The following is a 24,372-nucleotide window of genomic DNA, read 5'->3' as shown; positions in this document are numbered from 1 at the left end:
TCATGACCCAGCACCGGGCGGCCATGATCAGGCCGACTTGTGATCCTTTCTGATTCCGGTCCGCGATGAACTGGAAGTGACCCGGTCCCACGCGGATGCTCGTGCGGTTGCCGCCCATCAGATAGGTCGGCGTGGGCCAGAATGAACATCCGTTCGCACAAGCGGGACCCGCCGACCTCCGCCGCTGATACGACGCACGCTGCAACCCGGTAGCCCAAGCCTTGAAGGTCGCGGGGATATCTGTCCGCTTGATCCGTTCTCTTCGGGTTGCTGCAGTACAAAGTGCCTCGCCACAGCGTTCCACAATCTTGCCAAAGTTTGAACATATTTGCGGAGGATGCTGCAACTATAGCGTGAAAAGGTGGGCAAGATGGAGACTTCGATGTTTCAAGAAGAGGTCAGCACACGCTGCAAGGGCAACTACCAGATGAAAATACTGGTGGTCGATGATGAACCGGTACTGATTGATTTCCTGACCATGGCGCTGGGAGCCTTGGGTTTTGAAAACGTCGCCTCTGCGCGGTCTGCCACAGAGGCGCTTGCGATGATGAAATCCGCAAAAGATCCGTTCGGTTGCTTGCTTCTGGATATCCAGATGCCCGAAATGGACGGTGTCGCGCTTTGTGCAGAAATCCGGAAAAATCAGGTCTATGCCAAGACACCGATCATCATGCTGACCGCGATGTCGGACCGAAAATACATTGAAACTGCGTTTTCCGCCGGCGCAAACGACTACATCACAAAGCCTTTTCAGATTGATGATCTGATGAACCGCATCGATTCGGCGGCGCGGCTCAGTCAGCAGATCATTTCGGCAGACCGGCTCGTGCGTCAGATCGCTTCGGCATGTCAGCGTCAGTCCGGGCCATTCCGCCTGCAATTCGAGGATCCGGTCAGTTTTGAAAATACGCCGGGATATCTGGATCAGCCGACGTTCCGGAATTTCATAGACCGGATGGAACGCAGTCAGTTTCGGCATGGCGGTGTTGTGTCGGTCAAGGTCAGCAATGCATCTGACTTGTATGAAAACGTGTCATCGCAGGAATTTGTCGCCGTTCTCACCCGGATGAGCAGCGTTGTGTCGACGGCACTGGTTGGTGAGAATTGTCATTTCACCTATGCCGGGTCGGGCTGTTTTCTGGTCATCAAGACGACAGCCGACAATGCCAGATTCCCCAATGAAGTCGCGTTTCGCGTGAAAAAAGAGATGTCACGACAGGGACTTCGCCACGGATCGGCCGGGCTGAATACGATCGAGATCGCAATTGGACGCGTGTTCCGCAGCCCTGCGGGCGACTTTGGCAGTATCGACGAAAGCCTGGCGCGCGCACGCGAACGCACGCAGGTTCTGTGCGCCTGACCTAGGGCCGGATTGCAACCTCTGCGCGGTCAGCCCAACCCAGACCGGACAGGGAACGCCCTGGCTGCCTGCACAGCGGCATCGGTCAGGCCTACCGCCGCCAGACCCAGGCAAAACCCGCAAAGTGACCCTGCAATTTGGCCAGGGCCCGGTTGCGCCAGCCAGGATTGGGCAATCCGCCGTCCCGCAGGCGGGCGGCTGCGACCTCGACCGGGCAAGCGAGCCCGGTGACCGGGTCGAAATAGCGCGGATAGTCGATCAACACGGCGTGCACCATTTCTTCCAGCGTCGGGGTCGCGGCGCGGCGCAGGATCGGCATGGCCCGATCGTCGGTCAGGCCCCAACCCGCGTAGAACGGCTGCCCCAGACAGGTCACGCGCTTGCCCCGCAGCAAGGCCTCGAACCCGATCCCCGACGTCATGGTCCAGACCTCGTCCACAAGGTCGATTGCCGCTGCGGCGTCCAGGTCGATGATCGCATCCGCCCAGTCGCCCGCATCGGGCACCGCGCCGTCCCTCAGCCCGGCAACAACATCCGGATGCGGTTTGTACAGGATCACCGCGGCAGGATTTGCAGCACGTGCCGCCCGCAGCAGATCGCCATTGCTGGCGACCTTTGACGCCCCCAACCGGACCGAGGCATCGTCAGCGACCTGACCGGGCACCAGGAGACGCCGCCCCTCGGGCAGATCCGGCACGGCGCCGTCACGCAGGTTGTATTTCGTCAATTTGTCCCGGGTAAGTGTTGCGATCAGCCGACGCGCGCGGGCGCGGGCGTGATCGGGCAGGGCAGGGGCCGCAGCGATCAGCGTCTCGAGCCTGCTGGGCCGCGACGGGTCGTAATAGATCCCCAGATCGTCCAGCACGAGGCTCAGGGGCGGAACGAGGTCCGCCCCCAGACCGCGCGAGCGCAAGAAACCGTCCTCGACCCGCACATGGTCGCTGTCCGTTGCGGCTTTTGACGCCCAGATCATCTCCCGGCGACCGTCGGGCGGGCCGGAAAACCGGACCTTTTGCACCTGACCAAAGACCCGCTGCAAAGGCGCGCGTTTCCATGCGCTCATGCCATGGGCCAGCCAGCCGTGGCGATCCTCGCGCCAGGCGCGGGCCTGCGCTGCCAAGGCATCGATTACATCCTCGATCTGGCACAGCCGGTCGCGATAGGGGTCAAACCACAGCGGATACAGGATCATCGCACCTGCAAAGAGCTGGGCGCGCGTCAGCCTGCGTTGCCTGCGGTCCAGTGGCGCGCGGTCATCCGTCAGGCCCCATCCAATGTAGAACGGCTGTCCGAACACCACCGGCCGGTGACCCGCCATGATCGCCTCGAACCCCATGTGCGAGGACACGGTATAGACAGCGATGGCCCCCTGCATCAGCGCATGGGGACACAAGGGCGCATCCAGCAGCGTGATCCTGTCGGTCTGATCCGCCGCAGTGAAATAACCGTCGCGATGGCCCTGCGCGGTTTCGGGGTGGGTCTTGATCACGATGCGGGCGGCGGGATGTTCGGTCTGGGCATAGAAAAGCATCTCGCGAAAGGTGTTGCTGTCGGCACCGCCTGCGGTGACGGCGGCATCGCCCTTGGTCTGGTCGATCACCAGGACATAGCCCGGGTCGGGCACCGGCAGGTCCGGGTCGTGGATGTTGTATTTGGACAATCGCGCGCGGGCGATCCGGTCCATGCAGTCGCGTGCACGGGTCAACAGAACGTTGTCGTCCAGGGGATTGTCCCGCAGCAGCATTTCCAGATCGGATGGCTGTGCCGGGTCATAGTGCATGCCGCGCAAATCCACCGTCAGACCCAGCGGCAGGTCGCCGTCCCGTCCGGGCCTGACGGACCGCAAAAATGCGTCCTCCACCCGCACGACGGGCGTGTCGCGCCGGGCGGCCACTGCTTCGCCACGCGGGGCGGTCGGCGCATGGCCCCAGACGCCCACGTGGTCGTCCGCGCCAGGCATGCCCAGCCGGATATCCCATCCGGCGAGGCCCAGTATGCGCCGCACCCGCGCTTGGGTCAGAAACCCCCCGTTGTAAACATAAAGCCGCCGCAAGGTTTCCCCTGCGGCGGCCTGGCCCGTGGGCAGATCAGTCATGACTTACAGGCCAGAGGCATTCGTCAGCGCCGAGGTCGCGGACAGCGACCCGGTGATGGCGGCGACCGTCTTGTCGAACCGGACAAAGGGCGCTTCGGTCACATAGACCGTGTCGCCGTCGCGAATGGCGAATTCACGCGCGGTGAACATGCCATTGGGCTGGGTCAGATCCAGCACATAGACGACCCGCTGCGGTCCGGTCAGGTCCAGACCAACCAGCTGTTCTGCAATCGCCTCTGGTTCGGTGCGGAACACGAAAACGCCCGTGGGATCGGCTGTCAGCGACGACAGTCCACCCACTGTTGCAATGGCTTCGATGGCCGAAATCGTCTTGGTCTCGAACGGCACGCGTTCCTGGCTGCCCGTGGCCCCCAGCGCGGTAAAGGACCGGGTATCGGCATTCACGATGATGTTGTCGCCGCCGCGCAGCGCCACGTCATTGCGCGGGCTATCGTACAGATCGTCATAGAAAATCTCGGCCGTGTGGCTGCCACGCTGGATTTTGACCCGCGCGATTTCAGGGTTGATCGACACGCCACCAGCTGCGGCCAACATCGAAATCAGTGTGCGGGTCGGACGTTCGATCGGATAGACGCCCTGCGCGTTGACGGCACCGGCCACGGACACGGTTGCCCCGTCGCCCGCCAGCCTGCGCACCTGCACCTGCGGGTCAGGTGTCTGATCGCCCAGCCGTTCGGTGATGATCCGGCGGATGGCCTCTGGTGTGTTGCCCGCGGCACGGATGCGGCCTGCATAGGGGACAAAGATGAACCCGTCCCCGTCAACTTGCACTTCTTCCAGCAGGGTGGAATTGGCGCCTTGCGGGACGATCAGACCATCATCCACGTTTTCAAAGATCGTCAGCCCCAGCGTATCGCCAGGCCGGATCGTGTCGGACCCGATGACACCCGCGTTCAGAAAACCCGCAGAAAACCCCAGCGCGGGGGCCACAGCTGCGATGGCATTGACGCGGTCATCGACGGTCAGCACAAATGAATCACCTTCGCGCAGGACGGACCCGGCAAAGATTTCTTGTTTGTTTGGGCCGACGCGCGGCAGGGCGCACGCCGAAATGAGGCCCAGGATCATGATCAGGGCCACGCCTTTCGACAGGCGTACAGTCAGGGATGTCACGGCTCGGTCTCCTCGACCTGTTATTGTTCTGCCTCGGAATTTTTCTTTTTATCGTAGGGCAGAGAGGGTCAAAAAGAAAGTTGCCGCGTACATGACGGGAATCGCGCCGCAAATGACTGTTGCCATGTTGCCGCGACAGTTCGCGCCAGATGCGGGATACAAGGATCGGGCGCAACAGTTAAATAACTGTTAAATATGACATAATATGTTTTGCATGCGAAACATCAGCGTTTCGTGATATATTCTAGCTGACGATACGCAGCGGCTGGCGCGGCGGGTTTTTGCCGGATGCCAGCGTGTCATAGGGATCGTCTTCGGCCAGCATCATGTCCACGACCTGCCGCATCAGCTGGCGCCGGCCGCGTGCGGAATAAAACCCGCCGGGCACCTGGCTCGTCTCCAGCAGGAACCGGCGATAATCCTTGTAGGCGCGGCTATCGGGACGATCCGGACTGGCAAAGAATTCCGGTAAGGGTTGGTCCGACACGAATTCCGGCTTGTTATAGACGGCGGCCCCAAACACCTTGAGAGGGATCCCCCGCCACAACACCTGTTGGGCTGCCGTCGAATTGACGGTCACGGCCGTGCGGGCATGATCCAGCAACTTTGCCAGCTTGCCGCCGCGCACGAAATGCACCCGCGCGCTGACGCCATGCTGTTTGGCCAGCCGCCGGATGATCCGTTTCGTGGGGCTGCGTTCATTGTCCAGCGGATGCGCCTTGAAGACCAGATGATGGTGGCGCGGTGTTGCCTTGGCAAAGCCTTCCATCACGACGCTCAGGAATTCTTCCATCCGGGTAAATGGCGAATGCTGTTGAAAACTGGCGTCATGTTCCAACTGCAACAGCACGAGGTGATAGGGAAATCCGCCGTAGCGGATGCGCAGCGTGGCGATCCGACGGTCCAGCGCGATCAGCGGCATCAGGATCAGCCGTTTGGTATAAAGTGCGGCCTCGGTCGCGACAGGCAGGTCGCGGTGCCGGGCAAAATTGCGGTAGTCGCCGTTCCGGAACATCACGAACCAATGATACAGCGCCCCGTAGAACACATGGTGCAGCATGTCGCCCCAATGCGCAGGCGGCGTCGGCACCTCGAGGTCGGACCGGGCGAGTGCGGCCTGCATGTCGGCCACATCCATTTTCATCAGGCGTGAATGACCGTTGGTGCCGCCGCGCTCATAGGTCACCCAATAGGGCCGCATGTAACCTTCTTCAAAGACGTGGATACGCAGACCCATCGCGCGGGCGATGTCCACGGCCGTCGCATGGATCGGGCGGGTGTCGCCATACAGGACGATATCCGTGATCCCGCCGGTCACGACGATGTCACGGAACGTATCGGTCCAGTCCTCTGGTTTGCCACGAAACGCGATGTAGCCGGGTGCGCCGAACCAGAACGCCCTGTCGCCCGCATTGAACCCCACCCGCGACACATGCGCACCCGCCGCGCGCAGCATCTTGGCCAGCCGGTACAGGAACGGGCCGTGCGGACCTTGCAAAAACAAGAAGCGGCGAGCGCTGGGGTCAGTCATCGAAGTCAATTGCATCCATCCGAGTTAAGATAACCCCTACGACGCAGACAAGGCATAATTGGGGCCGAGTTGGATCGGACCCGCGTCAGATGCTTGAAACATGGGGTGTGCCGCTTTACCTGCTGGCGCAAGCGTGAAGGAGATCCGCAATGTTCACAGGTATCGTCACCGACATCGGCGAGGTTTTATCCGTCGCACAAGAAGGCGACCTGAAGGCGCGAATCGCCACCAGCTATGACGTGGACGGTATCGACATCGGGGCCTCCATTGCCTGCGAAGGGGTTTGCCTGACCGTCGTGGCCAAGGGGCAGGACCCGCGCGGCTGGTTCGACGTGCAGATCAGTGCTGAAACCGTGGACAAGACCGCGATCGGTCGCAAGGGTTGGGCGGTCGGTCAACGGCTGAACCTAGAACGCGCGCTCAAGGTCGGGGACGAATTGGGCGGACACATCGTGTCGGGCCATGTCGACGGTGTGGCGGAACTGATCGATATGCGCGACGAGGGCGACAGCACCCGCATGACATTCCGCGCGCCGGGTGATCTGGCGCGTTTCATCGCGCCCAAGGGATCGGTGGCGCTGAACGGCACCTCGCTGACCGTGAACGAGGTCGATGGACAGACGTTTGGCGTGAACCTCATTCCCCATACCAAGCAGGTGACGACATGGGGCGACAGCCGGATCGGGGACGCGATCAACCTCGAAATCGACACCATGGCGCGCTATGTCGCACGACTGCGCGATTACGAAGGCTGACCTGCAGGCTTCAGCGGTCTTTCCCTTTGGGCGGCCTTGGGCTAGGTCCGGCACAAGCATGAGGACCAGACCATGACGCAAGCCTTTGAGACGCCCGGACCAGTCGAAGTGAACTGGAAAGACGCCATCAGCCCGATCGAGGATATCATCGAGGACGCCCGCAACGGACGCATGTTCGTACTGGTCGACCACGAAGACCGCGAAAACGAGGGGGATCTGGTGATCCCCGCGCAGATGGCAACGCCTGACGCGATCAATTTCATGGCGACCTACGGCCGTGGCCTGATCTGTTTGTCGTTGCCGGGCGCACGGATCGACGCGCTGGGTCTGCAACTGATGTCGACCAACAATTCCTCGCGCCACGAAACGGCCTTCACCACCTCGATCGAGGCCCGCGAAGGTGTCACCACCGGCATCAGCGCCCATGACCGTGCCCGCACCGTGTCGGTTGCGATTGATGCGTCCAAGGGGGCAGCCGATATCGCGACACCCGGTCACGTGTTTCCGCTGCGCGCCCGCGAAGGCGGCGTGCTGGTCCGCGCAGGTCATACAGAGGCCGCCGTCGATATTGCCCGGCTGGCCGGTCTGAACCCGTCCGGCGTGATCTGCGAGATCATGAAGGACGATGGTGAAATGGCGCGTCTGCCCGACCTCGTGGCCTTCGCGCAATTTCACGGCCTCAAGATCGGCACCATCAGCGACCTGATTTCCTATCGCCGCCGCCATGACAACCTGGTGCGGCTGCGCGACGAAAGCACGTTCACGTCTGAATTCGGCGGTGAATGGCAGTTGAAAATCTATACCGACGAAACCCAGGGTGCCGAGCATATCGCGCTGGTCAAGGGCGATGTGGACAGTGGTGAACCGGTTCTGGTGCGGATGCACGCGCTGGACCCGATGCTGGACGTCGTGGGTGCCGGCCCGCGTGGTCGTCGCAATGAATTCAGCGATGCGATGGAACTGATCGCCGCCGAAGGACGTGGTGTGCTGGTCCTGTTGCGCGATCTGCACATGAAACTGGTGGCCGATGACGAGGTGTCGCCCCAGACCCTGCGTCAATACGGGCTGGGGGCGCAGATCCTGTCGTCACTCGGCCTGCACAAGATCGAACTGCTGACAAACTCGCCGCAGCCCAAGGTCGTGGGCCTTGATGCCTATGGTCTGGAAATCGTCGGCACCCGCAAGATATCGGAGATTGGCTGATGGCCGGAGTATCCCATTTCGAAATGCCCTTGCCGGAATTTACCGATCCGGTCCGGCTGCTGATCGTCGCATCGCCTTATTACAAGGATATCTTTGACCAGCAGGTGGCCGGTGCCCGCGCCGTGGCCGAAGCGGCCGGTGCCGAGGTCGAGGTCGTGCAGGTGCCCGGCGCGCTGGAAATCCCCAGTGCGATCGGGATCGCGGAACGGATGGGCGATTACCACGGCTATGTGGCGCTGGGCTGTGTGATCCGTGGCGAGACCACGCATTACGACACCGTCTGCAATGACAGCTCGCGCGGGTTGACGCTGCTGGGTTTGCAGGGGCTGTGCATCGGCAACGGCATCCTGACGGTTGAAAACTATGAACAGGCCGCAGTACGTGCGCAGGCCGATGGCCAGAACAAGGGCGGCGGTGCCGCTGCGGCGGCGTTGCATCTGATCGCATTGACGCGCAAATGGGGCGCGCGCGAAACCGGTGTGGGATTCGCGCCGACAACATTCGCAAAAGGCGGCGAGACCGTATGACCCTGTCCAACAACCAGCGCCGCAAGATGAAATCTGCAGCGCGTCTCTATGCCGTGCAGGCGCTGTTCCAGATGGAAGCGATTGGCCAGACCGTCGACCGCGTGATCGTGGAATTCGAGGATCACCGCTTTGGCGAGATCCGTGACGATATCGAGATGCTCGAAGGTGATGTGGATACGTTCCGCGCGCTGATCGAAAAGGCCGTGGACGAACAGGCCCGCATCGACCAGCTGACCGACCGCGCCTTGGTCGCGAAATGGCCGCTGGGTCGTATCGACCCCACATTGCGGGCGCTGTTTCGTGCCGCCGGTGCAGAGTTGATCATCGGTGACACACCGCCGCGCGTCGTGATCAAGGAATTCGTCGACGTTGCAGGGGCGTTCTTTCCCGAAACAAAAGAGCCAAGGTTCACCAATGCGGTGCTGGACCATATGGCGCACGAATTGCTGCCGGACGGGTTCTGATCGGCCGGGGTGGGGGCGGTGCCCGCCCACCCACCCCTTTTTCGGGGCTGCGCCCCGGGTGCGGGGAGAGTTGGTGTGGTGCGTCGTCGCTGATGGGTGCCGCCGCGCATTTGCGATGCAAACGCGCCTTGCGCACGCGCCACAAAAAGCCGGGGCTTTTTGTGGCGGGAACCGCAGCGACCGTGCGAGGGCTTATTCCCGAGGACCTGTATGTACAGGTGGGCACCGGTTAACCGGACCAGGGTCCGAACAGAGCCAGCGCCCTCGGATTTGCTTAAGGCCACTGGAATGTAGCCCCCATGCGCACGGGAAGAGCAGAAACCCGCCTGACCCCTAGCTATGATGGCGCAGGCAAGGCGGCAAGGGGGCGGGGCGCGAAAATCGGTCGCGGCTTGACCGATGTTTACCTTTTGTTCATATAAGTGACATGCCGCATGTTCTTGATCCGCTGACGACGCAAGGGTTGATGCCGGGCCAGATCCTGGCGCGTGGTGTGTCGCGTCACATGCGCAGTCATGATTTTGTGACGGTCGAGGAACTGGTGCCGACATCCGGCCTGCGGGTCGATGTCATGGCATTGGGCCCTAAGGGTGAAATCTGGATTGTGGAATGCAAATCCAGCCGGGTGGATTTCATGTCGGACGGCAAATGGCAGGGCTACCTGGAATGGTGTGACCGATTTTTCTGGGCGGTCGGGCCGGATTTCGACACGGACCTGTTGCCTGATGACACGGGGCTGATCATCGCGGATGGCTATGACGCCGAGATTTTGCGCATGGGGCCTGAAACCAGGCTGGCCCCGGCGCGGCGCAAGGTGATGGTTCAGAAATTCGCGCGCCACGCCGCCGTACGGGCGCAAGCCGCGCGTGATCCGGGATTTGTCAGCGGGTTCGGGGCTGTGTAGGCACCCGGTCGGGATGCGTCTCGCCGATTGAGGGTGCGGGACGCCTCGCCGGCGGGGCGGATATTTTCGACCAGAAGAAGGGCCGTGGCACCTGAGGAATGGTGCCGGTCAGTGGCCTAGCATGGATTATCGCGGTTTGACGGCGCGGGCAGCTGCGGCTGCGGCGCGGATTTCCTCGGCGATTTCTTCGGCCTCTTCGGGGTCGAAATCCATCGGGATCTCTGTGTTGCCTGCGCTGACGAACAGACGGACCATGCCCAGTTCGGTCGGGCCGATCTGCATGTTCGCCTCGACGTCGCGTTCGTCGTTGATACCCATCGGTCCCTCCTTGGTTGGAACGGGTTTAGGCGAGGTTTTCGGGACTTGCAATCAGGATCGCGGGGCGGTAAATCGCCCGCAGTGCCGCGTTAGCTCAGTTGGTTAGAGCGCTTGATTGTGGATCAAGAGGTCCCTGGTTCGAGACCAGGACGTGGTACCATCCCCCCCCCATTCAGTTCAGATCGAGTTCCGCGATGAGAGGGGCCCAGCCTGCGCCATGCATGTCGCGGTCGTCCAGCGCGCCCTGGACCGTGGGGCGGGGCAGCGAGAATTTCACGACGTGAAGCGGCGCGATATCAAAGCGTTTGATGGCGGCCGGATCGGCGGCGAGGGCTGTGGCCACCCGGTCCGTGGACAACCCGTCGCGGATGCGGGCAAAGGCATCGGGCGTGCCGCAGAAGATGTCGATGGTCAGCCAGAAGGGGCCTGCGTTCTTGGACCGGACCTTGGTCACCACGTCGCGGACGATCATGCGAGTACCTCCAGTCGGAAGGCATCCATCGGATCCTTGAGCGTCATGACATGATGCAGGACGAAGGCATAGGCGGCACCCTTGTCGATTTCGGGTGGCGAAAAGGGGAAGGCGAAGGTCGGCTGTTCCTCATCCCGGGTCAGGGGGTGGTGCAGCAGGTAGGGGTTCAGCAGTTTGGCGATGTCATGGGCCGTGGTTTGATCGGCGGCGGTAACGATGGCCAGCACGCCGACCTCTGATGCGGGTGCGGGGCTGTGATCCAGTGCCCCGAGGGTCGCGGTCTGGCCGATGATGCGCAGCTGGCAATCGTAGTCCTGTGGTCCCATGCGGGCGGTGACCTTGGCTGCGTGTTTTTGCAGGATATCGTCGCACCATGCCGCGGCGTTGGCGACGTAGTGCGGGTCGCGAATCGTGACGAGGGCGACGGTCTGGTAGCCTGCGATGCGCGCGCCCTCCAGCTTGACGGTATAGGCGTCGGCTATGTGCCATTCGGCACCTGTCACACGGACGGATCGGTCATCGATGGCCGTGTAGGTCGCGTCGGTCACGTCAAGATAGCCGCCCGGTTCATGCAGGATGAACGGGTCGGAGTTTTCATACAGCATATGGGCCGACACGGTGTGCGGCGTTGCGCAGGCCCCGTCAGCAAGTGGCGTGACCGTAAAACCGTCGGCGTCTGTGTCCAGAAGCAGGACGCCCGATTGCGGGTTGGTGGCGCATAGTGCGCCGCATTCGCCGACCTTGGCCCCGTGCCAGACGGCACCCGCGTGATCGCCACGCTGCAAGGGCAGCGCCGCGATGATCGCGGTGTCGGTGGTGCGCCCCGCGATGATGATGTCGGCACCTGTGTCGAGGGCGGCCATGATCTGTTCGGCCCCGGCCAGCGCCACGATATGCGTGCAATCGGCAATGGTATCCGCGTCGATATCCGGTGCGCCGGGCAGGGCGGTCAGCGTGGTTCTTGCGATCTGTGCCGGGTCCTGTTCGCATTTCAGCGTGGCGATTGTGGCGGTCAGGCCTTCTTCGGCCAGAATTTCGCGGGTGATGTCGACCAACCAGTCGACGGTGCTGTCGGTGCCGCAGGTGCCTGCGGTGCCGATGACCAGCGGGCAACCGGCGGCCTGGCGGGCGCGGATCAGACCGGCCCATTCCGCCTTGGTCCCGGCGCGGGTGTATTTGGACAGGCCGCGGCCCAAGTAGCTGGGGCCGCTGTCGGTTGATCCTCCGTCGATGGCAATGAGATCGGGGCGTGCGGCGACGCCCCGATCAAGTGCAGTCTGATCGTAACCGAGCCCGAGCGCCCCGGAGGGGATCAGGATCCTAGTCACTGATGCGCTGCGGTTTGCGAATCCGCCCCCGCAGGAAGATCGGCAGGATGAACCCCACGATGGCCGCCACGATCAGCACGCTCGAGATCGTGGAGGAGAACAGGTAGGTCCAGTCGCCGTCCGACAGCACCATGGCATCGCGCAATTGCTTTTCCATTTTTGACCCCAAGAGAATACCGAGGATGACCGGTACGGTGGGGATGTCAAGTTTGCGCAACACGTAGCCCAGCACACCGAACAGCACGACCAGCAGCAGGTCGAAGTAGCTGCCTGTCAGAGAGTAGATACCGACAAAGCTGACCATGGTGACGCCCGGCATGAGGATGGCGGGGGGCACTTCGAGCACTTTGACGAAGACCTTGACCATCGGCACGTTCATGGCGAGCAGGACGAAGTTTGCGATCAGCAGGGATGCAATCAGCGACCAGACCACGTCGGGGCGTTCGACGAACAGCGTCGGACCGGGTGTGATGTTCAGCGTGACCAGCACGGCCAGCAACACGGCGGTGGTGCCGGACCCTGGCACGCCCAGCGTCAGCATCGGCACGAGCGCGCCACCGGCGGCGGCGTTGTTGCCGACCTCTGGTGCGGCGATGCCCTTGGCGACTCCGGTGCCGAATTTGCCTTTTTCGCCGGCGATGCTTTTCTCCATCATGTAGGTCATGAAGCTGCCGAGCGAGGCACCGGCACCGGGCAGGACACCCGCGATAAAGCCCACGACAGAACAGCGGATCATGGTCCAGCGGGTGGTCCAGATTTCGGCCCAGGGGACCGTGACGCGGCCGCGCAGCTTGATGCCCGCGGCACCGCTCTTGCCCTTGCTCTCGATGAAAAAGAACACCTCGGACACTGCGAACAGACCGACGATGGCGACGAGAAAGTCGATGCCGTCATACAGGTGCAGGTTGCCGCCCGTCATGCGCGGCAGGCCAGAGTTCGGATCGAGGCCGATCATCGCGATGCCGATGCCAAGACAAGAGGCCAGTGCCGCCTTGGCCTGGTTGTTCGATGCGATGCCGCCCAGCGTGCAGAAGGCCAGCAGATAGAGGGCAAAATATTCGGCGGGGCCAAATTCATATGCGATCCGGCTGAGGGCCGGGGCCAGAACAGCCAGACCGAGGGTTGCGAGGAAAGCCCCGACAAAGGACGCAAAACCGGAAATCACCAGCGCGTCACCCGCGCGGCCTGCCTTGGCCATCGGGTAGCCGTCGAGCGTGGTCATCATGGCAGGTTCATCGCCGGGAATGTTCAGCAGGATCGAGCTGATACGCCCGCCGTACATGGCACCATAGTAGATCGCGGTCAGCAGGATCAGCGCGCCGGTGGCGTCCAGACCCATGGAAAATGTGATCGGGATCATGATCGCGACACCGTTTGCAGGCCCAAGACCCGGCAGCGCGCCGACGATGGTGCCGATGAAACAGCCGATGATCGCCAGCAGCAGCGTGTAGGGCGACAGCGCGATGCCAAAGCCCAGCGACAGGTTTGCAAGAAGATCAGCCATTAGAACCACCCTCTGGGAAAGCCGAACAGGCTGAGGCCCAGCACGAAACGGAACAGCACGAACAGGCCGATGGACAGGCCGATGCCTGACAGAACCGACACCTTGGGGCTGGGGGAAATCTGGTAGCTGAGGATCGCGGCGACCACGGCCGTCGGGATCAGGAAGCCAAGCGGCTTGAGCGCATAGGCGTAGATCACCAGCACGACGATCGCGATGCCGATCGCCAGGGTGCTGCGCACGGCAGGCCATTCGGGTTCTGCGTCAGGGCGCGCGATCATGGTGACGGCGCAGAGGATGGCGACGATCCCGACAGCAATCGGAAAGGCCTTTGGACCCACGGGGTCAGACAGGAAACTGGCCTGCACCTGGAGGGCGCTCGCGATATACGCGAGCGCCGCCAGGATCACGACCAGACCAAAGATACGGTCTGATGGGCGTGTCATTTTACTGGATCACACCGATTTCACGGGACAGGGCCTCGGTTTCCGCGACGACCCCGTCAACCCATGCCTGGAATTCGTCACCGACCAGCGTGAAGGGTGCCAGTCCGTTGTCGGCCATGGCCTGCTGCCATTCGGCGGATTCAGCCACCGCCTGCAACATGACCGCCCATTTCTGGAAACGCTCGTCGCTGATGTCCTTGGGGACATACATCCCGCGCCAGTTCACTGCGCGCACGTCGAAACCCTGTTCCTTGGCGGTGGGGATATCCTCAAAGCCCGGAACGCGCTCGTCGGTCATCACCGCCAGGACGCGGATGTCGCCGGTGGGGATGAAGCCCACGATTTCGGACATGTCGCCCGTCATGGCCTGGGTAAAGCCACCGACGGTCTGGGTGATCGCGTCGGCACCACCGTCAACGCCGATGTAACGGACCTTGGTGATGTCATCAAAGCCTGCGGCCTTGAGTACCTGAAGCGGCTTGAGGTGGTCGAAACCGCCGACGGCCGAACCGCCTGCAAAGGCGACCGAACCGGGGTCGGCCTTGATGGCGTCAACCAGATCGCCCAGCGACTGATAGGGGCTGTCGGCGGCCACGACGATGACACCCGGATCGGCACCGATCGCACCGACGAAACGCACCTGATCGGCGGTTGCACCGCCAAAGGCGTTCTGTGCCAGACGGGTCGTTGTCGCGCTGGAGGCGGCCACCATCAGGTCAGGATCGCTGTTGCGTTCGTTGACCACCGTGGAAAAGGCCAGACCGCCACCGGCACCGGCAAGGTTGGTGACCTGCACGGGATCGGCAACCTGACCGATGTCATACATAATCTTGCCCACCTGACGGCAGGTAAAGTCCCAGCCACCGCCGGGGTTGGCGGGTGCGATGCATTCAATGGCGAATGCGGATGTGGCCGTGACGGCCAGAACAGCGGCGCTGGACAGCGCGCGCAACAAGGTCTTTGACATGGTATTCCTCCCATTATGTCGCTTGCGGATGTGCTGTCTCCCACGGCACACCCTTGCAGGGTCACTTTGTTTGCGCCCAAGCTGACGCTAACCTGTCACGGTGCGAGAGAAAGGGATTCTTTTTGCGGTTTTTGCTGGTAGAGGACACGCCCGATCTGGGGCAGGCCGTGCTGGACCGGTTGACGCTGGACGGGCACGGCGTGGATTGGGCGCGCAGTCTGGCCGAGGCCGAGGCGCATCTGGCGGTGTCCAGCTATGACCTGATCCTGCTGGATATCATGCTGCCCGATGGTGACGGGCGCGATTTTCTGGCCGCACACAGGCGTGTGCCGCGCGATACGCCGGTGATCGTGATGACGGCGCGCGCGGGCGTCAGCGACCGCGTGGCCCTGCTGGACACGGGTGCGGACGATTATGTGACCAAGCCATTCGATTTCGCGGAACTGGAGGCGCGCGTGCGGGCGGTTTTGCGCAGGCGCGGCGGAACGGCGCAGACGCAGGTGATCTACGCCGATCTGGTGTTCGATCCGCTGGGTGGGACCGTGGCCGTGGGGGGCGACGTACGTGATCTGCGCAACCGCGAACTGCGGCTGCTGGAAATTCTGATGGCGGGCCCCGGGCGCATTTTCTCCAAGGGGCATCTGCATGACAGGCTCTTGTCCGCGTCCGAGGCCGTCAGCGACAACGCGATCGAGGTCTATGTCGGGCGCTTGCGCAAGAAGCTGTCGGGATCTGCGGCACGGATCGAGACGGTGCGCGGTGTCGGTTACCGGTTGACCCAAGGGTGAGGCGGCCAGCCTCGATCCGGCGCCGGTTGCTGTTGCAGGGGATCGGCGTGGCGGCCCTGCTGGCGCTGGTGCTGTATCTGGCGGTGCGCGGTGTGGCGGGTGCGGCGATCCAGACCGTGCAGGATTCGGTCCTGGGCACGGCAACCGTCGTCATCGCCGAGGAATTGCGTGGCGGTGCGGACGGGATCAGCGTGGACATTCCCTATGCTGCGTTTTCGATGCTGGGGGCGGTGGGTGAAGACCGGGTGTTCTATCGCATTCTGGTGGGGGACCAGACCGTCACCGGCTACCCTGACCTGCCGCTTCCTGATGTTGTGCCGGGGCTGACACCGGCGTTTTACACGGTCCCCTATCAGGACGCGCAGGTGCGGGTCGGGGCCGTGGGCCGGTCCGTGCTAGTGGACGGCAACCGGGTCGATGTGACGGTGCTGTTGGGCCAGACGCGCACCGCGCAGGCAGTGATTTCGGCGCAGATGGCGAACCGGGCGGCGGGACTGGGCCTTGGCATCTTTGCGCTTGCGGCCGTGCTGGCGCTGATTTCGGCGCGGTCCGTGCTGGCCCCGGTGCATGATCTGGCGCTGGCGGTGGGCCGACGTGGACCGCAGGACCTGCGCCCCGTCAGGCGTGCCGTCCCGCGTGAACTGGTGCCGCTGGTGGCGGCGCTGAACGGGTTGATCGCGAGGCTGCGGTCGGCGCTGGACCGGACCGAATCCTTTATCACCGAAGCCGCCCATCACGTGCGCACCCCATTGGCCACGGTGCGAATGCAGACCGAGGTAGCCTTGCGGCAGGCAACGGACGACGCGACGCGGGCCAGCCTGCGCAACGTGATCCGTGCGGTGGACAATGCGGCGCGATCGACGGGGCAGATGCTGGACCACGCAAGCGTCATCTACCGCAGCGACCAGCCCACCCAGGATGCGTTGGACCTGGCGGTGGTGCTGCGCGATCTGGTGGGCCAGATGGCACCGACCGCCGACATGCGCGACATGGCGTTCGTGCTGGACTTGCCCGTGGGCCCGGTGCCGCTGTCGGCGGACCGTCTGCTGCTGGAAAGCGCCTTGCGCAACCTGCTGGACAACGCGCTGAAATACGGGACCGCCGACACGGATATCGAGGTCGCACTGACGTCTGACGGTTGTGTCACGGTCTGCGACCGGGGGCGCGGGCTGGGCGGGGGCGGTGCGGCGGCACTGACCGGACGCTTTGCAAGGGGCGACAACGTGGGCGATGTGGTGGGCTCCGGGCTGGGCCTGTCCATCGTGCGCGACGCGGCACGGGCCTGCGGCGGGACATTCACGATTTCACCCAGACCAGGAGGCGGCACATGCGCGACCTTGCACTTGCCCTTGCGCTGACACTGACCCTGATCGGGGGGCTGTTCGCCCGCCCTGCGCTGGCGTTCGAGATCGAGGAGGTCGCGACCTTTGGCGCGGGCGCGCAGGTCGTGTCGGTGCTGTCGACGACGGATGCCGCGGTTTTCGCCCCGGTCATCGCGGGCTATCTGGAAACGCGGCCTGATTTGACCGTACGTTATACGGTGGCCAACAGCCAGCAGGTCTATGCCGCAATCGCGGGCGACGGCGCGGCATTCGATCTGGTGATTTCATCGGCGATGGATCTGCAGATGAAGCTGGCCAACGACGGTGCGGCGCGGGCATTTGACGGCGGTGGCGTGTTGCCGGACTGGGCGCGCTGGCGCGACCGCCTGTTCGCCGTGGCGCAGGAACCGGTGGTGATGATCGCACGGCGGGCCGATTTTGCGGGCCTGCCGCTACCCCAAAGCCGGGCCGATCTGGTGGCGCTGCTGCGTGACAATGCCGAACGGTTTGCCGGGCGCATCGGCACCTATGATCCCGCCGGGTCCGGGGCTGGCTATCTGTTTGCCACGCAGGATGCGCGGCAGTCCGACAGTGCCTGGCGACTGTCAGAGGTCGCGGGCAGTCTGCACCCGCAGCTGTATACCGCCAGTGCGGCGATGATCGACGATGTGCAATCGGGGCGGCTGGCGCTGGCCTATAATGTGCTGGGGTCCTATGCCGCGGCGCGGCCCGATCCGGGCATGGTGGTCATCCAGCCTGCCGATTTCACCCATGTCCTGCTGCGCACGGCGCTGGTGCCGGTGACCAGCACGGACCCTGCCGCCGGTGCCGGGTTCCTGTCGTTCCTGCTGTCACCACAGGGTCAGGCGCTGCTGGCTGACGCAGGTTTGCCGCCGGTGTCTGATACGACGATCACCGCAGCACCGCAGTTGCGTCCGATCCGGCTGGACCCCGGCCTGCTGGTCTATGTCGACCCGATGATGCGCCAGAAGTTCCTGACGGAGTGGACCGCGGCCGTCGTCCAGCCGTGACAAGCGGCGCGCGGGGCGCTAAGCGCGGCACCAAGGAGACGCCCGATGTCAGACACCACCGTTCGCTTTACCATCCAGCCCGATCCGCCCGCGCGGATGGACAAGGCACTGGCCCGCGATGTGCCGCAGGACGCGACGCTGTCGCGCTCGCGCCTGGGGGCGCTGATCGCCGAAGGGGCCGTGACCGTGAATGGCGTGGTCGAGACAAACCCGCGCCAGCGCCTGTCAGAGGGTGCAGAGATCGTCGTGACGACGCCCGTCGTCAGCGAGAGCCATATCACCGCACAGGACATCGCGCTGGATGTGGTGTTCGAGGACGCGGACCTGATCGTGCTGAACAAGCCTGCGGGCATGGTGGTGCATCCGGCCCCCGGCAGCCCCGACGGCACCCTGGTCAATGCGCTGATCCATCACTGCGGCGATGATCTGTCCGGCGTCGGCGGCATGAGGCGTCCCGGCATCGTGCACCGCATCGACAAGGACACCAGCGGCCTGCTGGTGGTCGCGAAATCCGACAAGGCGCATCAGGGGTTGGCGGCGCAATTTGCGGCCCACACGGTGGAGAGGCGCTATCTGGCCGTCTGTTTCGGGGTGCCCGATGCCAGCGATCCGCGCCTGCGCGGGGTCAAAGGCACCAGTTTCGAGGCGGCGAATATCCTCAAGGTGCAAACGTTCCTGGGACGGCACAAGACTGACCGCCAGCGGCAAGCGGTGTCGTTCAGCACGGGGCGCCATGCGGTGACGCGGGCACGGATCGTGCAACCGCTGGGAACCCCCGCTGCGGCGGCGCTGATCGAATGCTGGCTGGAAACGGGCCGCACCCACCAGATCAGGGTGCATATGGCCCATTGCGGCCACGGGTTGATCGGTGATCCGACCTATGGTGGCCGGCAGAAACTGTCGGCCAAGTCGGTGGGCGAGGCCGGTGTCGCCGCGGCGCGCAATTTCCCCCGGCAAGCGCTGCATGCCGCGACCCTGGGCTTTGTTCATCCCGTCAGCGGCGATGCGCTGGCGTTCGAGGCTCCGCTGCCCCAGGATATGATCGAACTTGTGAATAATCTGGATCATCGCGGCTGAACTGTGCATTTTTGCAGCTATGCGACGGGAACCGGGCGGGCTAGAAAATGTTAGGTTTATGAAGCGCATGAGATTGCAACACCAAGCCGTGCAACCCATATCCATGTTAAGGCCTGATACATTGGCCATCCAGGGGAAGTCAAAATGAGCGATTACAAGAACCTACCGGCACCGAGCCCAGAGCAGGGCTTGAACCGCTACATGCAGGAAATCCGCAAGTTTCCGATGCTGGAACCCGAAGAAGAATACATGCTGGCCAAGCGTTGGGCCGAAGATGGCGATACGGAAGCGGCACACAAGATGGTGACCAGCCACCTGCGCCTCGCCGCCAAGATCGCCATGGGCTATCGCGGCTATGGCCTGCCGCAGGCCGAGGTGATTTCCGAGGCGAACGTGGGCCTGATGCAGGCGGTCAAGAAATTTGATCCTGAAAAAGGGTTTCGCCTTGCGACCTATGCCATGTGGTGGATCCGCGCGGCCATTCAGGAATACGTCCTGCGGTCGTGGTCGATGGTGAAACTGGGCACGACCTCGGCGCAAAAGAAGCTGTTTTTCAACCTGCGCAAGGCGAAATCGCGTATCGGCGCACTGGAAGACGGCGACCTGCGCCCCGAGAACGTCAAGCGGATCGCGACCGATCTGGGTGTGACCGAGGACGAGGTCGTGTCGATGAACCGCCGCATGTCCGGTGGCGATGCATCCCTGAACGCCACCGTCGGGTCCGAGGGCGAGGGCACGATGCAATGGCAGGACTGGCTGGAAGACGAGGACGCGGATCAGGCCGGCGATTATGCGGAACGTGACGAGCTGGAAAGCCGCCGCGAGATGCTGGCCGAGGCGATGCAGGTCCTGAACGACCGCGAAAAGGACATTCTGATGCAGCGTCGCCTGAACGACGAGACCATAACGCTGGAAGACCTGTCCAGCCAGTATGACGTCAGCCGCGAACGGATTCGCCAGATCGAGGTTCGGGCCTTTGAAAAGCTGCAAAAGCGCATGCGCGAACTGGCGGCCGAACGCGGGATGCTTGAGGACGTGTGATCCCCTCGCTAGGGTCGGTTAAGAGTTACTCCCGTCGGATGCCTCCGACGGGAGTATTTTTTGCAAGATGATGCGGAGGATGCGCGATGCGTTGGGGAATATTGGGGGCTGCGAAATTTGCGCGGGAGTGGATGGCACCTGCCATTCATGCGGCAAAAGGCGCGGAACTGGTGGCGATCGCGACCTCTGACCCGGCCAAGGCGGCAGGGTTCAGTGCCTTTGCGCCAGGAATGCGAGTCTTTGACGATTATGACGCCCTGTTGGCGGATCCCGACATCGATGCGGTCTATGTGCCGCTGCCGAACCATCTGCACGTGGACTGGACGATCAAGGCGCTGGAGGCGGGCAAGCATGTGCTGTGCGAAAAGCCAATCGCGCTGAAGGCCGACGAAATCGACCGTGTGATTGCGGCGGGTGACAAGGCGGGCAAGCTGGCGGCAGAGGCGTTCATGATCGTGCATCATCCCCAGTTCCAGCGCGCCCGCGAGCTGGTGCAGGACGGCGCGATTGGCAAGCTGGCCCATGTGGATGCGGTTTTCAGCTACAACAACGCAGGTGCGGTCGACAACATCCGCAACCGCCCCGAAACCGGTGGCGGCGGGTTGCCGGATATCGGGGTTTATACCTTTGGTGCGGCGCGGTTCGTGACCGGGGCCGATTGTCAGCGAGTGACCTATGCCGATGTGCGATTCGAGAATGGGGTCGACGTGTTTGCCCAAGTGGCTGCGGATTTCGGCGACTTTACCTACGGTGCTGTGGTGTCGATGCGGATGCAGCCGCGCCAGTCCATCACCTTTCACGGGGATGCAGGGCATCTGACGCTGACCGCGCCGTTCAATGCCAACCTCTATGACGTGGCGCAGCTGACGCTGGAGACGGGGAACGGAGTGCGGCAGGTCGAACGCTGGCCTGCCGCCAACCATTATGTGTTGCAGGTCGAAGCCTTTGGCGCGGCGGCGCGCGGGGTTGCGGATTATGCCTGCCCGCTGGAATTCAGTCGTGGCACGCAGGCGATGATGGACATGGTGTTCGACAAGGCAAGGAACCCCTGAGGGTCACAGGTGTTGGCCCCGGTGAACAACATGGGGGCCGATGAATGAAGCTGGCAGTATTGGGTGCCAAGGGCGCGGTGGGGCAGCATTTGCTGGATCAGGCGCTGGACAAGGGCCACGCGGTGACCGCGATCGAGCTGGATTGCGCCGACATGCCCGCGCGCAAGGGGCTGACCTGTATTGAGGCCGACGTGCTGGAGGACGATCTGTCCAGCGCCTTTGCGGGAAGTGACGCGGTTCTGTCCTGTCTGGGGGTGGGCAATTCGCCAAAGGTCCTGCTGGACCCGCCACCACTGTACACGCGCGGCACCAGTAATATTCTGGCCGGCATGCACGCCGCCGAGGTCGACCGTCTGGCCGTGATTTCAGCCAGTTTTGTCGAAGCCAAGAACCGCGGGCCGATCTATTTCAAGGTGCCGGTCATGACGGCGCTGCACAACGTGCTGGACCAGATGGGCGAGATGGAGGCGCAATTGCGCGCATCGCGCGTGGATTGGACGGCCGTGCGTCCCGGCTGGTTGATGCAGGGCGATCTGACGGCGGATTACGTGGTGACGCCGGATGTGATCCCGCAACATCTGGTGCGCACGCGCATGGCGGATGTGGCGCATTTCATGTTGCATCTGGCAGAAACGGGCAGTTGGTCGCGGCAGACTCCGGCGCTGGCTCGGCAAGAGGACGCAGAGGCCACATCAGTCGCTGCCGTGATCCGTGATATGACCGGCTAAAGGCCCATGCGCAGGATGTGCTGCGGACCTGCGTCACCGCCCATGTAGTGTTCGCCGGTATCGGTGAAACCACCGTTCAGGTAGCTGCGCCGCGCGCCGGGATTGCGCAGGTTGACCGTAAGGTAAATCTGCGTGGCCTGCGGATAGCGTTGCGCCATATAGGCGGGCAATGCCCGGATCATGGCGGTGCCGATGCCGCGCCCCTGATGGCGTTGATCGACGATCATGCTGCGCAATCCACAGGCGCCTGATGGCACCTGCGGGTGTTCGCGCGAAAAATCGCGATCAATGCGAAACATGCCCACGAGCGTGGCGTCGACGTAGATCAGATGCACGTCGACCCCGTCTTGCGAGCTATTCAGCAGAAGCCTTGGCTGACTGGAAAACCGTTCCTGCTCGGGGCCGACCGCCAGAGCGCAAAGGGCGTCGCGCTGGTCACTGGTATATGGGGCGAGGGTGACGCTGGTCACGCGTCCTCCATCGCTTCGAGTTCGTCGATCATGCCTTCGATCATCGACAAGCCCTTGTCCCAGAATGCAGGATCCGAGGCGTCGAGGCCGAATGGTTCCAGCAGTTCCTTGTGATGCTTTGATCCGCCCGCCTTGAGCATGTCGAAATACTTGGACTGGAAGTCGGGGTCGCCCTCTTCGTAGACCGCGTAAAGCGCGTTCACGAGGCCGTCGCCGAACGCGTAGGCGTAGACGTAAAACGGCGAGTGGACGAAGTGGGGGATGTAGGACCAGAAGGTCTCGTATCCGTCGTGGAAGTCGAAAACAGGGCCGAGGGATTCGGCCTGAACGGACATCCAAAGTGCGTTGATGTCATCGGGGGTCAGTTCTCCACCGGCGCGGGCGGCGTGGAGTTTGCACTCAAAATCGTAGAACGCGATCTGGCGCACGACTGTGTTGATCATGTCTTCGACCTTGCCTGCCAGAAGCACCTTGCGTTCGGCCGGGGTCTTGGCCGCGTCCAGTAGCTTGCGGAAGGTCAGCATTTCGCCGAAGACGGAGGCGGTTTCGGCCAAGGTCAGCGGGGTGGATGAAAGCAGTTCGCCCTGATCTGCGGCGAGACGCTGGTGGACGCCGTGACCCAACTCGTGGGCCAGCGTCATCACGTCGCGCGGTTTGCCCAGATAGTTCAGCATCACATAAGGATGCACCGTGGTGACGGTCGGGTGGGCGAATGCGCCGGGGGCCTTGCCCGGTTTGACGGCGGCGTCGATCCAGCCTTCGGTAAAGAACGGTTTCGCAAGGTCGGCCATGTCAGGCGAAAACCCGGCGTATGCGTCCAGCACGGTCTGCTGTGCCTCGTCCCAGCCTACAAGGCGTTCGTCCTCACGCGGGAGCGGGGCATTGCGATCCCATGTTTCCATCCGCTCGAGCCCCAGCCATTTCGCTTTGAGCGCGTAATACCGGTGCGACAGGCGCGGGTAGGCCGCGACGACGGCGTTGCGCAGCGCCTCGACCACCTCTGGTTCGACGTGGTTGGACAGGTGGCGGCCCGTTTGCGGGGTCGGCATCTTGCGCCAGCGGTCCTCGATTTCCTTTTCCTTGGCCAGCGTGTTGTGGATGCGGGCAAAGAGTTTGACGTTCTGCGCGAAAACATCCGACAGCGCCATGGCTGCGGCTTCACGCTTGGACCGGTCGCTGTCGGTCAGCAGGTTCAGCGTTGATTCAAGGCTCAGTTCTTCGGCGTCCACGACAAAGGTCAGCGCGGCCATTGTTTCGTCAAACAGACGGTTCCAGGCGGCGGCACCGACGGTGGATTGGTCGTGCAGGAATTTTTCCAGCTCGTCCGACAATTGGTGCGGCCGCATGGCGCGCATCCGGTCGAACACGGGCTTGTAGCGGCGCAGCTCTTCGTTCTGGGCCAGCAGCGTGTCGAGGTGGTCGTCGGGCAGGCGGTTGAATTCCAGACCATAAAACACCAGCGGCGTGGTATAGGTCGTGATCCGGTCCTGCATGTCGGCCATGAATTTGGCGCGATCGTTGTCGGTGGTGATCTGGTAATACCGCAGGCCCGCGTAGGACATGATGCGGCCAGCGATTTCGTTGATTTTCTCATCGCGCTGGACGGCTTCGAGCAGGCCAGCGGCGTCGAGGTCGGCCAGTTTGCCTTCGAAATCGGCGGCAAAGCGGGTGCAGGCATCCTCGAGCCAGTCGAGGTCGCGTTTGATTTCCGCACTGTCGGTGGCCGGATAGAGGTGCGTCAGGTCCCATTCGGGCAGGTCGCCCATCGGGCTGCCGCCGGTTTCTGTCACGGCGTCAAAGGTGCGGTCATCGGTCATGGGATTATCCTGTTTTCTGTTGCGACAGACATAGGACTGCG

Annotated in this window: 24 protein-coding genes and 1 tRNA gene; 14 read left to right on the top strand and 11 right to left on the bottom strand. The window is 62.9% G+C overall.

The window, feature by feature from the left end; genetic code table 11:
- Positions 1-370: 370 nt before the first annotated feature.
- Positions 371-1,360, top strand: a complete 990-nt coding sequence (locus BMX27_RS12765; protein WP_090160192.1) for a response regulator — start codon at positions 371-373, stop codon at positions 1,358-1,360.
- Between the two features lie 91 nt (positions 1,361-1,451).
- On the opposite strand, the gene BMX27_RS12760 is transcribed toward BMX27_RS12765, so the two are convergent.
- The 3 genes from BMX27_RS12760 to BMX27_RS12750 form a co-directional block, all read right to left on the bottom strand.
- A complete protein-coding gene (locus BMX27_RS12760; RefSeq protein WP_090160191.1) occupies positions 1,452-3,455 on the bottom strand; it encodes a capsular polysaccharide biosynthesis protein in 2,004 nt (667 codons plus the stop codon).
- 3 nt (positions 3,456-3,458) lie between these two features.
- The gene (locus BMX27_RS12755) at positions 3,459-4,544 is read right to left on the bottom strand and encodes a polysaccharide biosynthesis/export family protein (protein ID WP_177172729.1); all 1,086 of its coding nucleotides are present in this window, start codon (positions 4,542-4,544) and stop codon (positions 3,459-3,461) included.
- 289 nt (positions 4,545-4,833) lie between these two features.
- Complete coding sequence (locus BMX27_RS12750; protein ID WP_090160190.1) at positions 4,834-6,120, bottom strand: capsule biosynthesis protein; 1,287 nt, start codon at positions 6,118-6,120, stop codon at positions 4,834-4,836.
- A 149-nt stretch (positions 6,121-6,269) separates the two neighbouring features.
- Here BMX27_RS12750 and BMX27_RS12745 point away from each other — a divergent pair, with 149 nt between their 5' ends.
- From BMX27_RS12745 to BMX27_RS12725, 5 genes are all read left to right on the top strand, one after another.
- A complete protein-coding gene (locus BMX27_RS12745; protein WP_090160189.1) occupies positions 6,270-6,875 on the top strand; it encodes a riboflavin synthase in 606 nt (201 codons plus the stop codon).
- 72 nt (positions 6,876-6,947) lie between these two features.
- Positions 6,948-8,078, top strand: coding sequence for a 3,4-dihydroxy-2-butanone-4-phosphate synthase (ribB, locus tag BMX27_RS12740; protein ID WP_090160188.1), 1,131 nt, complete (start codon positions 6,948-6,950; stop codon positions 8,076-8,078).
- Complete coding sequence (locus BMX27_RS12735; RefSeq protein ID WP_090160187.1) at positions 8,078-8,605, top strand: 6,7-dimethyl-8-ribityllumazine synthase; 528 nt, start codon at positions 8,078-8,080, stop codon at positions 8,603-8,605. The genes ribB and BMX27_RS12735 overlap by 1 nt, the downstream gene beginning before the upstream one ends.
- Positions 8,602-9,069: a transcription antitermination factor NusB gene (gene nusB / locus BMX27_RS12730; RefSeq protein WP_090160186.1), complete on the top strand. Its 468-nt coding sequence runs from the start codon at positions 8,602-8,604 to the stop codon at positions 9,067-9,069. Before BMX27_RS12735 ends, nusB begins: the two co-directional genes overlap by 4 nt.
- A 427-nt stretch (positions 9,070-9,496) precedes the next feature.
- The gene (locus BMX27_RS12725; RefSeq protein WP_090160185.1) at positions 9,497-9,973 is read left to right on the top strand and encodes an MmcB family DNA repair protein; all 477 of its coding nucleotides are present in this window, start codon (positions 9,497-9,499) and stop codon (positions 9,971-9,973) included.
- Between the two features lie 126 nt (positions 9,974-10,099).
- On the opposite strand, the gene BMX27_RS12720 is transcribed toward BMX27_RS12725, so the two are convergent.
- Complete coding sequence (locus BMX27_RS12720) at positions 10,100-10,291, bottom strand: DUF6324 family protein (protein WP_056034162.1); 192 nt, start codon at positions 10,289-10,291, stop codon at positions 10,100-10,102.
- An 83-nt stretch (positions 10,292-10,374) separates the two neighbouring features.
- On the opposite strand from BMX27_RS12720, the gene BMX27_RS12715 reads away from it, so the two are divergent.
- Positions 10,375-10,451, top strand: a tRNA-His gene (locus tag BMX27_RS12715).
- A gap of 12 nt (positions 10,452-10,463) precedes the next feature.
- On the opposite strand, the gene BMX27_RS12710 is transcribed toward BMX27_RS12715, so the two are convergent.
- The 5 genes from BMX27_RS12710 to BMX27_RS12690 are packed head-to-tail and all read right to left on the bottom strand — an operon-like array spanning position 10,464 to position 15,005.
- Entirely contained in the window at positions 10,464-10,763 is a 300-nt protein-coding gene (locus BMX27_RS12710) for a DUF4387 family protein (protein WP_090160184.1), read from the bottom strand.
- The gene (locus tag BMX27_RS12705) at positions 10,760-12,091 is read right to left on the bottom strand and encodes an acyclic terpene utilization AtuA family protein (RefSeq protein ID WP_090160183.1); all 1,332 of its coding nucleotides are present in this window, start codon (positions 12,089-12,091) and stop codon (positions 10,760-10,762) included. The genes BMX27_RS12710 and BMX27_RS12705 overlap by 4 nt, the downstream gene beginning before the upstream one ends.
- The gene (locus tag BMX27_RS12700; protein ID WP_090160182.1) at positions 12,084-13,595 is read right to left on the bottom strand and encodes a tripartite tricarboxylate transporter permease; all 1,512 of its coding nucleotides are present in this window, start codon (positions 13,593-13,595) and stop codon (positions 12,084-12,086) included. Before BMX27_RS12700 ends, BMX27_RS12705 begins: the two co-directional genes overlap by 8 nt.
- Complete coding sequence (locus BMX27_RS12695; RefSeq protein ID WP_090160181.1) at positions 13,595-14,038, bottom strand: tripartite tricarboxylate transporter TctB family protein; 444 nt, start codon at positions 14,036-14,038, stop codon at positions 13,595-13,597. Before BMX27_RS12695 ends, BMX27_RS12700 begins: the two co-directional genes overlap by 1 nt.
- A 1-nt stretch (position 14,039) precedes the next feature.
- Positions 14,040-15,005, bottom strand: a complete 966-nt coding sequence (locus tag BMX27_RS12690) for a Bug family tripartite tricarboxylate transporter substrate binding protein (RefSeq protein ID WP_090160180.1) — start codon at positions 15,003-15,005, stop codon at positions 14,040-14,042.
- Positions 15,006-15,127: 122 nt separating this feature from the next.
- Between BMX27_RS12690 and BMX27_RS12685 the strand changes: the two genes are divergently transcribed.
- The 7 genes from BMX27_RS12685 (at position 15,128) to BMX27_RS12655 (ending at position 22,044) form a co-directional block, all read left to right on the top strand.
- Positions 15,128-15,793 carry a response regulator transcription factor gene (locus BMX27_RS12685; protein ID WP_090160179.1) on the top strand — a complete coding sequence of 222 codons (666 nt, stop codon included), beginning with the start codon at positions 15,128-15,130 and terminating at the stop codon, positions 15,791-15,793.
- Positions 15,790-17,151 (top strand): sensor histidine kinase, encoded by a 1,362-nt coding sequence (locus BMX27_RS12680; protein WP_090160178.1) that lies wholly within the window; start codon positions 15,790-15,792, stop codon positions 17,149-17,151. Before BMX27_RS12685 ends, BMX27_RS12680 begins: the two co-directional genes overlap by 4 nt.
- On the top strand, positions 17,121-18,146 hold the full coding sequence (locus BMX27_RS12675) for an ABC transporter substrate-binding protein (protein WP_090160177.1): 1,026 nt from the start codon (positions 17,121-17,123) through the stop codon (positions 18,144-18,146). Before BMX27_RS12680 ends, BMX27_RS12675 begins: the two co-directional genes overlap by 31 nt.
- 45 nt (positions 18,147-18,191) lie before the next feature.
- Positions 18,192-19,223, top strand: a complete 1,032-nt coding sequence (locus BMX27_RS12670) for an RluA family pseudouridine synthase (RefSeq protein WP_090160176.1) — start codon at positions 18,192-18,194, stop codon at positions 19,221-19,223.
- Between the two features lie 144 nt (positions 19,224-19,367).
- Complete coding sequence (rpoH, locus tag BMX27_RS12665; RefSeq protein WP_056034130.1) at positions 19,368-20,264, top strand: RNA polymerase sigma factor RpoH; 897 nt, start codon at positions 19,368-19,370, stop codon at positions 20,262-20,264.
- A gap of 86 nt (positions 20,265-20,350) precedes the next feature.
- Complete coding sequence (locus BMX27_RS12660; RefSeq protein ID WP_090160175.1) at positions 20,351-21,316, top strand: Gfo/Idh/MocA family protein; 966 nt, start codon at positions 20,351-20,353, stop codon at positions 21,314-21,316.
- A 44-nt stretch (positions 21,317-21,360) separates the two neighbouring features.
- Positions 21,361-22,044, top strand: coding sequence for an NAD(P)-dependent oxidoreductase (locus BMX27_RS12655; RefSeq protein WP_090160174.1), 684 nt, complete (start codon positions 21,361-21,363; stop codon positions 22,042-22,044).
- Here BMX27_RS12655 and BMX27_RS12650 read toward each other — a convergent pair.
- Together BMX27_RS12650 and BMX27_RS12645 are read right to left on the bottom strand one after the other, a co-directional pair.
- The gene (locus tag BMX27_RS12650; protein ID WP_090160173.1) at positions 22,041-22,514 is read right to left on the bottom strand and encodes a GNAT family N-acetyltransferase; all 474 of its coding nucleotides are present in this window, start codon (positions 22,512-22,514) and stop codon (positions 22,041-22,043) included. The two genes, BMX27_RS12655 and BMX27_RS12650, sit on opposite strands and share 4 nt — an antisense overlap.
- Positions 22,511-24,331: a M3 family oligoendopeptidase gene (locus BMX27_RS12645; protein WP_090160172.1), complete on the bottom strand. Its 1,821-nt coding sequence runs from the start codon at positions 24,329-24,331 to the stop codon at positions 22,511-22,513. The genes BMX27_RS12650 and BMX27_RS12645 overlap by 4 nt, the downstream gene beginning before the upstream one ends.
- Positions 24,332-24,372: the final 41 nt, after the last annotated feature.

This window comes from Loktanella sp. DSM 29012 (assembly GCF_900110705.1).
In the GTDB taxonomy this organism is placed as follows: Bacteria; Pseudomonadota; Alphaproteobacteria; order Rhodobacterales; family Rhodobacteraceae; genus Loktanella; species Loktanella gaetbuli.
This window is presented reverse-complemented; position numbering and strand designations above follow the sequence as displayed.

Bases quoted from the DNA above. Each gene is read 5' to 3' on its own strand.
- BMX27_RS12710 (WP_090160184.1), bottom strand. From the start codon at position 10,763: ATGATCGTCCGCGACGTGGTGACCAAGGTCCGGTCCAAGAACGCAGGC.
- BMX27_RS12695 (WP_090160181.1), bottom strand. From the start codon at position 14,038: ATGACACGCCCATCAGACCGTATCTTTGGTCTGGTCGTGATCCTGGCG.
- BMX27_RS12735 (WP_090160187.1), top strand. From the start codon at position 8,078: ATGGCCGGAGTATCCCATTTCGAAATGCCCTTGCCGGAATTTACCGAT.
- BMX27_RS12760 (WP_090160191.1), bottom strand. From the start codon at position 3,455: ATGACTGATCTGCCCACGGGCCAGGCCGCCGCAGGGGAAACCTTGCGG.
- BMX27_RS12670 (WP_090160176.1), top strand. From the start codon at position 18,192: ATGTCAGACACCACCGTTCGCTTTACCATCCAGCCCGATCCGCCCGCG.
- BMX27_RS12725 (WP_090160185.1), top strand. From the start codon at position 9,497: ATGCCGCATGTTCTTGATCCGCTGACGACGCAAGGGTTGATGCCGGGC.
- BMX27_RS12655 (WP_090160174.1), top strand. From the start codon at position 21,361: ATGAAGCTGGCAGTATTGGGTGCCAAGGGCGCGGTGGGGCAGCATTTG.
- BMX27_RS12765 (WP_090160192.1), top strand. From the start codon at position 371: ATGGAGACTTCGATGTTTCAAGAAGAGGTCAGCACACGCTGCAAGGGC.
- BMX27_RS12745 (WP_090160189.1), top strand. From the start codon at position 6,270: ATGTTCACAGGTATCGTCACCGACATCGGCGAGGTTTTATCCGTCGCA.
- BMX27_RS12660 (WP_090160175.1), top strand. From the start codon at position 20,351: ATGCGTTGGGGAATATTGGGGGCTGCGAAATTTGCGCGGGAGTGGATG.
- rpoH (WP_056034130.1), top strand. From the start codon at position 19,368: ATGAGCGATTACAAGAACCTACCGGCACCGAGCCCAGAGCAGGGCTTG.
- BMX27_RS12720 (WP_056034162.1), bottom strand. From the start codon at position 10,291: ATGGGTATCAACGACGAACGCGACGTCGAGGCGAACATGCAGATCGGC.
- BMX27_RS12750 (WP_090160190.1), bottom strand. From the start codon at position 6,120: ATGACTGACCCCAGCGCTCGCCGCTTCTTGTTTTTGCAAGGTCCGCAC.
- BMX27_RS12645 (WP_090160172.1), bottom strand. From the start codon at position 24,331: ATGACCGATGACCGCACCTTTGACGCCGTGACAGAAACCGGCGGCAGC.
- BMX27_RS12675 (WP_090160177.1), top strand. From the start codon at position 17,121: ATGCGCGACCTTGCACTTGCCCTTGCGCTGACACTGACCCTGATCGGG.
- BMX27_RS12700 (WP_090160182.1), bottom strand. From the start codon at position 13,595: ATGGCTGATCTTCTTGCAAACCTGTCGCTGGGCTTTGGCATCGCGCTG.
- ribB (WP_090160188.1), top strand. From the start codon at position 6,948: ATGACGCAAGCCTTTGAGACGCCCGGACCAGTCGAAGTGAACTGGAAA.
- nusB (WP_090160186.1), top strand. From the start codon at position 8,602: ATGACCCTGTCCAACAACCAGCGCCGCAAGATGAAATCTGCAGCGCGT.
- BMX27_RS12690 (WP_090160180.1), bottom strand. From the start codon at position 15,005: ATGTCAAAGACCTTGTTGCGCGCGCTGTCCAGCGCCGCTGTTCTGGCC.
- BMX27_RS12755 (WP_177172729.1), bottom strand. From the start codon at position 4,544: ATGATCCTGGGCCTCATTTCGGCGTGCGCCCTGCCGCGCGTCGGCCCA.